General features: G+C 44.0%; 6 protein-coding genes, 2 tRNA genes, 3 rRNA genes and 2 pseudogenes. 8 read left to right on the plus strand and 5 right to left on the minus strand.

Translation table 11 applies throughout. The features are described from left to right. Positions 1-121: 121 nt before the first annotated feature. The 5 genes from PVK79_RS02655 to rrf all read left to right on the plus strand — a co-directional run bounded on the left by PVK79_RS02655 (position 122) and on the right by rrf (position 5,584). Positions 122-1,663: ribosomal RNA gene (locus PVK79_RS02655) — 16S ribosomal RNA — on the plus strand. Positions 1,664-1,739: 76 nt separating this feature from the next. Then, positions 1,740-1,816: transfer RNA gene (locus PVK79_RS02660), tRNA-Ile, on the plus strand. Between the two features lie 46 nt (positions 1,817-1,862). After that, positions 1,863-1,938, plus strand: a tRNA-Ala gene (locus PVK79_RS02665). A gap of 447 nt (positions 1,939-2,385) precedes the next feature. Further along, positions 2,386-5,272, plus strand: a 23S ribosomal RNA gene (locus tag PVK79_RS02670). Between the two features lie 197 nt (positions 5,273-5,469). After that, positions 5,470-5,584 (plus strand): 5S ribosomal RNA (gene rrf, locus PVK79_RS02675). The 16S, 23S and 5S rRNA genes sit together here with 2 tRNA genes alongside, the layout of an rRNA operon. Before the next feature lie 122 nt (positions 5,585-5,706). On the opposite strand, the pseudogene PVK79_RS02680 reads toward rrf, so the two are convergent. The 4 genes and pseudogenes from PVK79_RS02680 to PVK79_RS02695 form a co-directional block, all read right to left on the minus strand. Next, positions 5,707-6,102: pseudogene (locus PVK79_RS02680) on the minus strand (IS630 family transposase); the annotation flags it as partial. 53 nt (positions 6,103-6,155) lie between these two features. Next, positions 6,156-6,929, minus strand: a complete 774-nt coding sequence (gene istB / locus PVK79_RS02685) for an IS21-like element helper ATPase IstB (protein ID WP_182762799.1) — start codon at positions 6,927-6,929, stop codon at positions 6,156-6,158. After that, positions 6,926-7,960 (minus strand): IS21 family transposase, encoded by a 1,035-nt coding sequence (istA, locus tag PVK79_RS02690; protein ID WP_257324812.1) that lies wholly within the window; start codon positions 7,958-7,960, stop codon positions 6,926-6,928. The genes istB and istA overlap by 4 nt, the downstream gene beginning before the upstream one ends. Before the next feature lie 204 nt (positions 7,961-8,164). Then, positions 8,165-8,686: a helix-turn-helix domain-containing protein gene (locus PVK79_RS02695; RefSeq protein ID WP_257325249.1), complete on the minus strand. Its 522-nt coding sequence runs from the start codon at positions 8,684-8,686 to the stop codon at positions 8,165-8,167. A 455-nt stretch (positions 8,687-9,141) separates the two neighbouring features. On the opposite strand from PVK79_RS02695, the gene PVK79_RS02700 reads away from it, so the two are divergent. Continuing rightward, on the plus strand, positions 9,142-10,401 hold the full coding sequence (locus tag PVK79_RS02700) for an aromatic amino acid transport family protein (RefSeq protein WP_257325250.1): 1,260 nt from the start codon (positions 9,142-9,144) through the stop codon (positions 10,399-10,401). Between the two features lie 66 nt (positions 10,402-10,467). Here PVK79_RS02700 and PVK79_RS02705 read toward each other — a convergent pair whose 3' ends face one another. Beyond that, positions 10,468-10,659 (minus strand): hypothetical protein, encoded by a 192-nt coding sequence (locus tag PVK79_RS02705; protein WP_257325251.1) that lies wholly within the window; start codon positions 10,657-10,659, stop codon positions 10,468-10,470. A gap of 293 nt (positions 10,660-10,952) precedes the next feature. Between PVK79_RS02705 and PVK79_RS02710 the strand changes: the two genes are divergently transcribed. Then, on the plus strand, positions 10,953-11,777 hold the full coding sequence (locus tag PVK79_RS02710; protein ID WP_257325252.1) for a hypothetical protein: 825 nt from the start codon (positions 10,953-10,955) through the stop codon (positions 11,775-11,777). Positions 11,778-11,896: 119 nt separating this feature from the next. Next, a pseudogene (locus PVK79_RS02715) lies at positions 11,897-13,463 on the plus strand (transposase). Positions 13,464-13,553: the final 90 nt, after the last annotated feature.

A 13,553-nucleotide genomic window follows, 5' to 3' on the forward strand; every position in this document is an offset into this window, starting at 1 on the left:
TTGAAACTGAGTGACCAACAGAAGTAACTTATTTATAAGTTGCTTCGGCACAGTCAATTCAATATCGAAAGATATTAAATAAATTCAGAATTCATTGAGCTGTCGAAAGACAAAAAACTTTTAATTGAAGAGTTTGATCATGGCTCAGATTGAACGCTGGCGGCAGGCCTAACACATGCAAGTCGAGCGGTAACAGAAAGTAGCTTGCTACTTTGCTGACGAGCGGCGGACGGGTGAGTAATGCTTGGGAATATGCCTTTTGGTGGGGGACAACAGTTGGAAACGACTGCTAATACCGCATAATGTCTACGGACCAAAGTGGGGGACCTTCGGGCCTCACGCCAAAAGATTAGCCCAAGTGGGATTAGCTAGTTGGTAAGGTAATGGCTTACCAAGGCAACGATCCCTAGCTGGTTTGAGAGGATGATCAGCCACACTGGGACTGAGACACGGCCCAGACTCCTACGGGAGGCAGCAGTGGGGAATATTGCACAATGGGCGCAAGCCTGATGCAGCCATGCCGCGTGTGTGAAGAAGGCCTTCGGGTTGTAAAGCACTTTCAGTAAGGAGGAAAGGGTAGTCTTTAATAGAGGCTATCTGTGACGTTACTTACAGAAGAAGCACCGGCTAACTCCGTGCCAGCAGCCGCGGTAATACGGAGGGTGCGAGCGTTAATCGGAATTACTGGGCGTAAAGCGTACGCAGGCGGTTTGTTAAGCGAGATGTGAAAGCCCCGGGCTCAACCTGGGAACTGCATTTCGAACTGGCAAACTAGAGTGTGATAGAGGGTGGTAGAATTTCAGGTGTAGCGGTGAAATGCGTAGAGATCTGAAGGAATACCGATGGCGAAGGCAGCCACCTGGGTCAACACTGACGCTCATGTACGAAAGCGTGGGGAGCAAACAGGATTAGATACCCTGGTAGTCCACGCCGTAAACGATGTCTACTAGAAGCTCGGAGCCTCGGTTCTGTTTTTCAAAGCTAACGCATTAAGTAGACCGCCTGGGGAGTACGGCCGCAAGGTTAAAACTCAAATGAATTGACGGGGGCCCGCACAAGCGGTGGAGCATGTGGTTTAATTCGATGCAACGCGAAGAACCTTACCTACACTTGACATACAGAGAACTTACTAGAGATAGTTTGGTGCCTTCGGGAACTCTGATACAGGTGCTGCATGGCTGTCGTCAGCTCGTGTTGTGAGATGTTGGGTTAAGTCCCGCAACGAGCGCAACCCCTATCCTTAGTTGCTAGCAGGTAATGCTGAGAACTCTAAGGAGACTGCCGGTGATAAACCGGAGGAAGGTGGGGACGACGTCAAGTCATCATGGCCCTTACGTGTAGGGCTACACACGTGCTACAATGGCGCATACAGAGTGCTGCGAACTCGCGAGAGTAAGCGAATCACTTAAAGTGCGTCGTAGTCCGGATTGGAGTCTGCAACTCGACTCCATGAAGTCGGAATCGCTAGTAATCGCGTATCAGAATGACGCGGTGAATACGTTCCCGGGCCTTGTACACACCGCCCGTCACACCATGGGAGTGGGTTGCTCCAGAAGTAGATAGTCTAACCCTCGGGAGGACGTTTACCACGGAGTGATTCATGACTGGGGTGAAGTCGTAACAAGGTAGCCCTAGGGGAACCTGGGGCTGGATCACCTCCTTATACGATTTAGAACTTATTTGTTCGTAGTGTCCACACAGATGATTGTTATTGTAAAGAGAACAAACACTTATTGTTTGGGTCTGTAGCTCAGTTGGTTAGAGCGCACCCCTGATAAGGGTGAGGTCGGTAGTTCAAATCTACTCAGACCCACCACTTCTTCAACGAAGTCGGTAATCAAACAATAAGTACCAGCATATGTGGGGCTATAGCTCAGCTGGGAGAGCGCCTGCCTTGCACGCAGGAGGTCAGCAGTTCGATCCTGCTTAGCTCCACCACTTACTTCTTAAAAATAAATATTCTTTTATCGGGCAGCATAATCGCCTGAGAATAGAGTGTGTTTAATTTTGAGAGGTTTTTGTATCTCTTGCTCTTTAAAAATTTGGAAAAGCTGATAATAAAATTCGTATAAATACAGTGTATTTGTACAGAGTTTTCAAAAGTAAAAAAGAATGATAGCAGTATCATTCAGTGCCATTTAATGAACGTTTTACGTTTGTTGATTGGTATCTACTTTAGTATTCAATATTAACTTCTGGCGAAGTTAAACTGTCACTAACGTATGACTAAACTTTACTGTTTAGTATTGCGACGTGGATTTGATACTTAGGCAACGCCGCTGATATTTTTGTCGCTGGGCGCATAACGTGTTATGTAACCAAGCAAAAATAGAAAGCAAGGCAGCATAAGTAACAAAGACCAAGCAAGACCCGTTTGGGTTGTATGGTTAAGTGACTAAGCGTACACGGTGGATGCCTTGGCAGTTGGAGGCGATGAAGGACGTATTAACTTGCGATAAGCCTAGTCAAGCTAGTAAAAAGCACTTGAGACTAGGATTTCCGAATGGGGAAACCCACCTGCTTGCAGGTATCGTTAACTGAATACATAGGTTAACGAGGCGAACGCGGAGAACTGAAACATCTAAGTACCCGTAGGAAAAGAAATCAACCGAGATTCCGAAAGTAGCGGCGAGCGAAATCGGAACAGCCCTTAAGCTTAATTGGTGTTAATGGAAGGCTCTGGAAAGTGCCACGATACAGGGTGATAGTCCCGTACATGAAAATCCCTTTTAAGTGAAATCGAGTAGGTCGGAGCACGTGAAACTTTGACTGAATATAGGTGGACCATCATCTAAGGCTAAATACTCCCAACTGACCGATAGTGAACCAGTACCGTGAGGGAAAGGCGAAAAGAACCCCTGTGAGGGGAGTGAAATAGAACCTGAAACCGTGTACGTACAAGCAGTAGGAGCCCACTTGTTGGGTGACTGCGTACCTTTTGTATAATGGGTCAGCGACTTATATTTTGTAGCGAGGTTAACCGAATAGGGTAGCCGTAGGGAAACCGAGTCTTAACTGGGCGATTAGTTGCAAGGTATAGACCCGAAACCCGGTGATCTAGCCATGGGCAGGTTGAAGGTTGAGTAACATCAACTGGAGGACCGAACCCACTAACGTTGAAAAGTTAGGGGATGACCTGTGGCTAGGAGTGAAAGGCTAATCAAACCGGGAGATAGCTGGTTCTCCCCGAAATCTATTTAGGTAGAGCCTCGGACGAATACTTACGGGGGTAGAGCACTGTTAAGGCTAGGGGGTCATCCCGACTTACCAACCCTTTGCAAACTCCGAATACCGTAAAGTAATATCCGGGAGACACACGGCGGGTGCTAACGTCCGTCGTGAAGAGGGAAACAACCCAGACCGCCAGCTAAGGTCCCAAAGTCATAGTTAAGTGGGAAACGATGTGGAAAGGCCCAGACAGCCAGGAGGTTGGCTTAGAAGCAGCCATCCTTTAAAGAAAGCGTAATAGCTCACTGGTCGAGTCGGTCTGCGCGGAAGATGTAACGGGGCTAAACTATGCACCGAAGCTGCGGATTCAGAATTTATTCTGAGTGGTAGGGGAGCGTTCTGTAAGCGGTTGAAGGTGTACCGGGAGGTATGCTGGACGTATCAGAAGTGCGAATGCTGACATGAGTAACGATAATGCGGGTGAAAAACCCGCACGCCGGAAGACCAAGGGTTCCTATCCCATGTTAATCAGGGTAGGGTAAGTCGACCCCTAAGGCGAGGCCGAAAGGCGTAGTCGATGGGAAACGGATTAATATTTCCGTACTTGGTATAATTGCGATGGGGGGACGGAGCAGGCTAAGCAAGCATGGCGTTGGTAGTCCATGTGAAAATGAGTAGGCTAGTGACTTAGGTAAATCCGGGTTGCTGTTAGGCTGAGACACGAGACGAGTCACTAAGGTGATGAAGTTGCTGATGCCATACTTCCAGGAAAAGCCTCTAAGCTTCAGATTATACCGAATCGTACCCCAAACCGACACAGGTGGTCAGGTAGAGAATACTAAGGCGCTTGAGAGAACTCGGGTGAAGGAACTAGGCAAAATCGTACCGTAACTTCGGGAGAAGGTACGCTCCGATTGGTGATGGGATTTACTCCCTAAGCTGATTGGAGCCGCAGTGACCAGGTGGCTGGGACTGTTTATTAAAAACACAGCACTGTGCAAAATCGCAAGATGACGTATACGGTGTGACACCTGCCCGGTGCCGGAAGGTTAATTGATGGGGTTATCTTCGGAGAAGCTCTTGATCGAAGCCCCGGTAAACGGCGGCCGTAACTATAACGGTCCTAAGGTAGCGAAATTCCTTGTCGGGTAAGTTCCGACCTGCACGAATGGTGTAACCATGGCCACGCTGTCTCCACCCGAGACTCAGTGAAATTGAAATCGCAGTGAAGATGCTGTGTACCCGCGGCTAGACGGAAAGACCCCGTGAACCTTTACTACAGCTTGGCACTGAACATTGAACCTACATGTGTAGGATAGGTGGGAGACTTAGAAGATGAGACGCTAGTTTTGTTGGAGTCGTCCTTGAAATACCACCCTTGTAGTTTTGATGTTCTAACGTTGGCCCCTGAATCGGGGTTACGGACAGTGCCTGGTGGGTAGTTTGACTGGGGCGGTCTCCTCCCAAAGAGTAACGGAGGAGCACGAAGGTTGGCTAAGTACGGTCGGACATCGTACGGTTAGTGTAATGGTAGAAGCCAGCTTAACTGCGAGACAGACACGTCGAGCAGGTACGAAAGTAGGTCATAGTGATCCGGTGGTTCTGAATGGAAGGGCCATCGCTCAACGGATAAAAGGTACTCCGGGGATAACAGGCTGATACCGCCCAAGAGTTCATATCGACGGCGGTGTTTGGCACCTCGATGTCGGCTCATCACATCCTGGGGCTGAAGTCGGTCCCAAGGGTATGGCTGTTCGCCATTTAAAGTGGTACGCGAGCTGGGTTTAGAACGTCGTGAGACAGTTCGGTCCCTATCTGCCGTGGGCGTTTGAGAATTGAGAGGGGTTGCTCCTAGTACGAGAGGACCGGAGTGAACGAACCGCTGGTGTTCGGGTTGTCATGCCAATGGCATTGCCCGGTAGCTACGTTCGGAACTGATAAGCGCTGAAAGCATCTAAGCGCGAAGCAGGCCTCGAGATGAGTTCTCACTAGACTTTTAAAGTCTCTGAAGGGCCGTTGAAGACTACAACGTTGATAGGCAAGATGTGGAAGCATAGTGATATGTTAAGCTAACTTGTACTAATTACCCGTGAGGCTTAACCATACAACGCCAAACGCGTTTTATGTGATAGTTGATAGCGCAAGAAGTTAATAGACTAAAGTAGATTTACTGAAAACTTTATTATCAGAATTCCAAATTTATGAGGTGACTCTTAGCGCGTAGCGTTAAAGTTGAGGCACCTTGCGCAAAGGAAATGTAGGCACTACGTGCTTTGTCATTACTCCTTTGCACCCTATTTGCTTGGTAACAATAGCGTTTTGGACCCACCTGACCCCATGCCGAACTCAGTAGTGAAACGAAACAGCGCCGATGATAGTGTAGCATTTGCTATGTGAAAGTAGGACATTGCCAGGCTCCAAATTGAGAAACCCGTTACAGCGATGTGACGGGTTTTTTGTTGTCTGGCATAAAGTAAAAAGAAGGTTCAAGGTGAAAAATAGGTTAAAGGAAAAGAATAATACCAATCTGCATAAAGATTAAGTCAATTTTATCCAGTCTCTAGAGCATATGCTTTTAACCGTATCAGGAACGGAAATGAATTTATTCCACGCTTGCGAAACCTGTTCGACTATTTCTTCATAACCACTAAACACACGATTAGATAGACAGTGTTGCCGTATCCAACTCCATACTTGCTCTATTGGATTTAACTCCGGGGAGTAAGCCGGAAGTTTTATTAGCGTGACATTATTGAATGGTTGTACCGTATCAATAGTATGCCAACCAGCGCCATCAACGATCACGACCGCATGACGTCCTGCCTCCGTGGCTTTTGATATTAATTCCATGTGTTGCGTCATGACCTCTTTATTGACGATAGGGCTGATCAGCGCTTCTGTTTTACCATTACTTGGGCAGACTGCACCAAATAAGTTGTCAACAACAACCGAAAAGTGATCCACTCCACCATTTGAATAATGATCCACTATTTATTAAGGTTTTCCATTAATCCGGCTTGTTTCTTTTCTTTGATCCTATAACTTTCCCCCTTAATTTGAACAATATGTGAGTGGTGTAAAATTCTATCTAACATCGCTGATGTTAACGCTGTGTCATTCGCAAAAATGCTCCCCCATTGTCCAAATGGGAGGTTACTGGTGAGTATGACCGCTCCTTTTTCATAACGCTTTGCAATGACATCAAACAATAATTTAGATTCCTGAGCACTAAACGGTAAATAGCCTATTTCATCAATTATTAGTAGCCTGGGTGCCAGAACTGAGCGCTGCATCACTTGTTTATACTTATCTTGACGTTGCGCTGTGGTTAATTGCAATATTAAATCAGACGCGCTAATAAAGCGGGTTTTTAAGCCTGCTTGCACTGCCTTGTAACCTAGCGCACTGGCAATATGTGTTTTGCCTACACCTGATGGCCCGAGCAGAACGACGTTTTCTTTTCGTTCAATAAACGAGAGTGTGGCAAGCTCGTTAACTTGTTTTTTGGGCACACCGGTGGCAAACGTAAAGTCAAACTCCTCAAGCGATTTTAATGACGCAAATCCAGCCATACGCGTAAACATAACCTGTTTACGTTGGTGCCGGTACGCCTGCTCACCTTGCAGTACGCGCTCTAAGAACTGTAAATAATCCCATTCCTCTTTTGCTGCTTGCTGCGCTAGCGCTGTTGCATTTGTTTCAACACCGGCGAGTTGCAGCTCCTCCGTTAGTTCATGTAAGCGTGCGAGTTGCAAGTTCATAGTGCCTCCGAGAATTGCGCGTAAATGTTTAAGTCATGATGTAACGGGTGAGTCTCGAAGGACATATCAAATACAGGTATAGCCACTTCTGCCGGCTGTGGTGGTGCAACAGGTTGGAGCGGGGGTAAAGGTTGTAGGTACGCTTGCTCTTCTTTTAATCTATCTGCGGGCTTTACTTTTATTGTGTCGTGAATGCGCTGGTTAGCCACTGTGTTCAACCAGTTAATGACTTCAACATTGGCTGTTTCAACGTCCAAAGTAAGTTCAAGGGCAAATAATTTAGTGGCTAATGGCTGATAAAAGTTATCGCGCACATAGCGCACCATTCGCTCTACTTTCCCTTTTGTTTGTGGGCGGTAGGGTTTACAGAGCTTTGGAATGAACCCCATTTCTTTACTAAATTGATAAAAGCATTGATTAAAGCGATGTTTGCCTTCACCGTAAGCATCACGCTCTATTACCACTGTTTTCATATTGTCATACCACACTTGCTGTGGAATGCCTTGGAAATACTCAAAGGCTTGGCGATGACACGCTTCGAGTGTTTCATAGCGCATGTTATCAGTGATTGCGACAAACAATGCACGGCTGAAGCCTAAAACAGCGACAAAGGCGTGCAGTGGTGATTTCCCACCTCGCATTTGGCCCCAATCAACTTGCATTTGTTTGCCCGCTTCTGTTTCAAAGCGAATAATGGGTTGGGGTTCAACGCTACCTCGATATTGATACAAGTACTGGCGTAGTAACGATATTTCTCCGGTATAGCCTTGCTCTTTAATTTCTCTGAGTAAAACAACGGCTGATAAATGTATTGGAGCGGCTTTAGCTAATCGAGAATGTAAATACGGTTTAAATGCCTCTAATTTTGAAATACCCGTTTTACGAGTAGCATAATGCGGCTCGTCAAAGTCACCTTGAAGGTATTTTTTAACGGTGTTGCGCGATATGGCCAATTGTTTAGCGATGGCTCGTTGAGACATGCCTTGCATGGCTAAGACTTTTATTTTCATGAACTCTTCTTTTGAAATCATGGTGCTTATCCAAAAGCACCAGTGTTAAGTTAACTGGATCAGATTTCAATTGTTGAAGTGGATCATTTTTGCATTGCTGGTAACAATAAGTATCCATACTCAAACTGCTGTTGTTTTGTTGCGCGAGGCCTCGAGCCTGTTTCAGCCCATAAGCGTGTTGTTTGATTCTGTTGTCCAAACCGTGCTTCATCTTGAAACCAAACATCAATGCGCTCTAAAGGGAGATGTCCTGGGGTGTGAAGGATCGTTTCCACTTGGAACTTTTTTAAAAGCCTCTTGGCTTTCTTTTGACTGCTTTGGGTGCTTAGAACGGCTTGTGATCCAGCTAAACCCACGCTTCTTGAGCAGTTTGTAAATATGATCGGTGTGATATCTTATGTTGAACTGGTCATAAATATACTGAGCAATATCTTCCCCCATTAGTCTGCCTCCTTCTGAAGAACTTGCTGACTGTTTTACATAATCTGACAGTGTATTTAGTTGTTGTGAGGTTAATTTAGCTGGACGACCTTTAATCGGTTTGTTGTTCAAGCCAGCAACGCCATTGTTAAGGTAGTTTGAAACCCATTTATTGAGACTGCCGCGCGCTGTATTTAGGCGCTTAGCAATATTCGTTTTGTTTTCACCCTCAAAGAATAATGAAACAGCAAGCAGGCGTATGCGCTTTCTTGCATTAGGCTCTTTACGTGATAAAGCTAAAAGTTGCTTGGATTTTTCTAAGTTCAATTTAGTAAAAGTAGATAAGTATCAGTGTGCTAATTAGATCACATAATTTGGCAGATTGGTATAAGAGCCTAAAGCCTACTCTATACATTTGCTATGTGGCTCTCTACCGCTGTAGGCACCACGACATTGCCAGGATCTAAATTGAGAAAGCCCGACTAGCAATAGTCGGGCTTTTTTACGTCTGTAGGAAAGCTAATGGCTTTGAGCCGTCAGCAGCGCAGTGTTAACCTTTGACATGTGTGTACTGCCATTTTCTAAGCTTGAAAACTCGAAAATTTATTTCCTCTATCAGCTAATGAATTTTGATTTTATGACTGTTTCAAATTCATGACAGTAAGTAACTCAGTAATTACAAAATAGGCTGTAATATTTAGTTAATTATGTCGCCAAAAACTGAAATAATGTGTTGATTTCTATATGCTCTTGCCAAATTATTATACTAATAGGTGAAGTGCATGAACTCTTCCACTGATGCTGTGCAGTTTGACGCAGTGACAACAAGTAAATCGAAATGGAACTTTCATGATACCCAATGGGTGTTGAGTCTTTTTGGTACTGCAGTCGGTGCCGGTATTTTATTTTTACCAATTAATATTGGTATTGGTGGCTTTTGGCCGCTGATCATTTTAGCGTGCTTAGCGTTGCCGATGACATTTTTAGCCCACCGCGGCTTAGCGCGTTTTGTATTGTCATCAAAGAGCAAAGATGCAGATTTTACCGATGTGGTTGAAGAGCATTTTGGTGTGAATGCTGGTAGATTAATTTCATTATTGTATTTTTTATCAATATTTCCAATTTTACTGATCTATGGTGTTGGCCTAACCAATACGGTTGATAGTTTTATGGTAAACCAATTAGGTATGGAAGCACCTTCTAGAGTATTGCTTTCAGGAGTTTTAGTTGCCAGTATGATCAGCTTGATGCTCGGTGGTGAAAGGCTAATGTTGCGTGCTTTTGCTATTTTAGTGTATCCGTTAGTCGGGATTTTATTGTTTCTATCTTTGTATCTAATCCCTAGTTGGCAAGTACCCGATATGGCCTTTCCTGAGTTTGTAGGCTTTAGTAAAACACTATGGCTGTCAATTCCTATAATAGTGTTCTCATTTAGCCACGCAGCGGCGATCTCAAGCTTTGTAAACGTACAACGAGGTCATTATGGTAAGCAAGCAACAGCTAAGTCTGAAGCGATTTTAAAGCGAACTAGCTTACTACTAATTGTATTTGTGTTGTTATTTGTATTCTCCTGTGTACTCTCTTTAACGCCAGAGCAAATGCTGCAAGCTAAAGCACAGAACGTTTCAGTGTTATCTTACCTAGCGAATGTGACAGACAATTCATTTATTGCCACCTTTGGCCCGCTAGTCGCGTTTATTGCTATCACTTCATCTTTCTTAGGTCATTTTTTAGGAGCAAGAGAAAGCTTTAATGGGCTTGTTACTAAACAAACAAGTTTGTCGCTGAAAAACGCTGACAAAATTGGTGTTGCTATCATGTTCTTTGCTATTTGGTTTTGTGCTGTTAAAAACCCAAGTATCTTAGATATGATGGACCAACTATCAGGGCCGATTATTGCGATGATATTATTCATCATGCCAATGATTGCTGTTTATAAAGTTCCAGCATTACAAAAATACCGTGGCCGTTTTAGCACCTTGTTCGTGTTAGCGGTAGGCTTATTAGCGGTAGCTGCTTTGATTTATGGCTTTGTTGCTTGAAGCAGTTTGCCAGTTGAAAGGCTCATGTAAAAAGCCTGTAGGTGCAAACTTACAGGGCTTTTTATTTTATGCTATTGCAGCTAGGGCACGACCTCTAATATCAGCGGCAAAGGCTAGGCCTTTTTTAAAGCTTGTTTCAGCAGCGCTAATCGCATCTGCATCACCATTCGCTGCCAGTACAGCTTGGCTTAACGCATTATAGATATTTTTAATTTGCGCTTGATAGGCTGAATCAATCGCACTTTCAGTCGTTGTCATTACTTCTTCCCGTAGAATCAATTAATTGAACCACGAATGTTAAAGCACAATAGCTGGTTTTACGAGTGGCTTTTTAGATAGAGGAATGTTTCATGGCTAAAGCTTACGGTTTCACATTTTGTAGGTCAGGCTTTAGCCTGACAATGTGACGGAATAAATCCCGATCTACAAAACACTGAGGGTTAAATCTTTATTTAATGTATGTAGTTACTCGTTGTTTCTAATTTTAAGTGATTAAGTATAGACTGGGCTGGTTGTATCACTTTAACTTGTTTACTTATAAGGATATTAAATTGTCGCAGTTTCTTCCTATTCCAGCCCAGCGTTGGTTATCACTTTTATTGTGCGCAATTACCGCGGTCGCGATTACGGTATTTTTAAGTAACGTCAGTTTTGTACAACAAGCCTATATGAAGTGGGGCAGTATTTTACACGCGAGCCCTGTGCTGCATTATAGCTTTGCTTTTCTAACAGGCATTGGCATCAAGTTAATGCTGGATAAGTTTTATATCTCCCACGCCAAGCGCAGTATTGGGTTTAACTGGCGATATCCACCGGTGACTCTAAGTGTATTGTTTGGATTACTTTTCATTGTCAGTTATGTGTATTCAACGTATTCAGATAAAGCAATAGAGCAACTAATTGCCCAAACCTTTGGTGCTCTTAAATTTATAGTACTGAGCTTTTTAGCTATTGCAGCGACTACTATCTATCAAACAAAACTGTACACAGAAAAGCCTGTATTTTCAGCGGTACTGTGCGCGGTATCAGTATTTTATTTATTTTCAGCAATAAACCTAGTTGAGGTAGAACAAGCATTCTGGGTGTTTTTATTTATAGCAGCTGCCTATTTGGGTATGTCGGTATATTTGTTATGGGAGCGGCTAAAAGCATCTAGCGCAGAGTCGAGAGTCGAATCAAAACAAGAAGCGGAATTAACGCTTGAGAGCTTAGAAGATTTTCGAAAATGGTTTAAAGACGACTCAATTATTAAAGAAACAGGGCAGCTAGAGCCTGACTTGCAGGTTTACGCAAAGCGCATTACTGAACGGCTTCGTAACGGTGGTGATAAATATGAAGAAGATATAGCGCAGCACATGGCATTATGCGGGCCTTGAGGTTGTAGAATTACTCTTTTTAGGAACTGGTTCTACACATTTCACTTGATTGTTTTTTAACCTTTAACCCACAGGGTTACTGTGATCTAATAGATATTATTCACCCACGGTAAACCGTTATGGCCAACTACAAGCCTGACTTATCCTGCCAAAATAAATTCATTCCAATCAATTTTGCTGAGCAAATATTGCCAGGTACATTTGAGTATGCGCTTTGTTATATTGTCGAAAATAAACTCGATTTGTCGGGCTTTGATGCGTGGTATAACAATGATAAAACGGGCGCAGCTGCGTATCCGCCTTCAGTGATGCTAAAAATTATTTTACTCGGCTATGCACATGGTTTGATCAGCAGCCGCCGTATTGCTAAGGCGTGTGAGACGAATATTTTGTTCATGAGTGTGTCGGGTGATATTCAACCTCATTACACATCGGTAGCGGGATTCGTGGCCAAAATGCACGAACAGATTGAATCGTTGTTTACGCAAGTACTGATGATATGCGACGAAGAAGGCTTGATAGGTCGCAACATGTTTGCCATTGATGGATGCAAATTGAAATCGAATGCGAGTAAAGAATGGAGCGGCACATTCGATGAGCTAGGGCGTAAAAAAGCAAAACTAGAACGCGCGAGTAAACGTATTATCGAACGTCACCAATCACAAGATAGCCTGAGCGAAGAGTTGATAACACAGGATTTAAAGCAAAAAGAAAAGCTGGATAAAAGTGCAGATAAAATCACGGCGTTCTTAGCGACCCACGAGGAAAAAACGGGCAGCAAAGGCAAGCCCATTAAAAGTAATATTACCGACCCCGATAGCGCGAAAATGACCACGTCAAAAGGTACAATCCAAGGCTACAACGGGATAGCGATAAATGACGATAAACATCAAATTATACTGCAAGCACAGACATGGGGCTCGGTGGGTGAGCAACAAACCTTACAGCCAGCGGTTAAGCAATTAAAACAACAGCTCACTAAGCTCAATACAAAAAAAGAAGCAGATAATCACACCATAAAGTTTACCGCAGACAGTGGGTTTAACAGCGAAGTGAATCTTGAGTTTATGGCGAAAAGTGGCTTTGATACTTACATTGCGGATAACCAATTTAGAAAACGAAATCCGCTGTTTAAAGAAAGTGAAACCTATGAGACAGAGCAAGAAAAGCGCCGACTAAAACGCAGTAAAGGCAAGCCACGGTTATTTACCTCAGACGACTTCCATTATGATGAGACGACACAAACCTGCCGCTGTCCCGCAGGCAATGAAATGTGGCGAAGCGGTATAAATGTAAACAGCCACAACCAAAAATATACCCGATTCTGCGGTTACTTAAAAGATTGCAAGGTATGCCCACTGCAACAGCAATGTATGCGAAAGCCACCTATAAAAACAGGACGGCAAGTTCAGTTTAAAAATGATGAATCGCGTAAAAAGCTAAGCTATATCGACAAAATGAAGGTCAAAATAGACAGCCCAATGGGGCGACGGCAGCTTTTTATTGACGGAATGGCAAACGACTTGGCTGTATAGAACCTGCTTTCCTTTAAATAAACAGCGGAATATTACAGTTAACAAAGGCATGAATAAATTGACCTTACGCGGTCAAACGAAAGTGAATGCCCAATGGCAACTGTATTGCTTAGTTCATAATATAGAAAAGCTGCAAAACACGATGCATTAATAAAGGTAAGCTGCTACCTCTCCAAATAAGCCACTTAAACACCTGTCATACCTTCCAAAACGCCCATTAAAGCAACAGTAAATCCTCTTT

Origin of the sequence: Pseudoalteromonas rhizosphaerae, from assembly GCF_028885455.1 — a bacterium.
GTDB lineage: Bacteria > Pseudomonadota > Gammaproteobacteria > Enterobacterales > Alteromonadaceae > Pseudoalteromonas > Pseudoalteromonas rhizosphaerae.

What these genes read in the sequence shown, in the direction of transcription:
- PVK79_RS02700 (WP_257325250.1), top strand. Translation starts at nt 9,142, where the DNA reads ATGAACTCTTCCACTGATGCTGTGCAGTTTGACGCAGTGACAACAAGT.
- istB (WP_182762799.1), bottom strand. Translation starts at nt 6,929, where the DNA reads ATGAACTTGCAACTCGCACGCTTACATGAACTAACGGAGGAGCTGCAA.
- istA (WP_257324812.1), bottom strand. Translation starts at nt 7,960, where the DNA reads ATGATTTCAAAAGAAGAGTTCATGAAAATAAAAGTCTTAGCCATGCAA.
- PVK79_RS02705 (WP_257325251.1), bottom strand. Translation starts at nt 10,659, where the DNA reads ATGACAACGACTGAAAGTGCGATTGATTCAGCCTATCAAGCGCAAATT.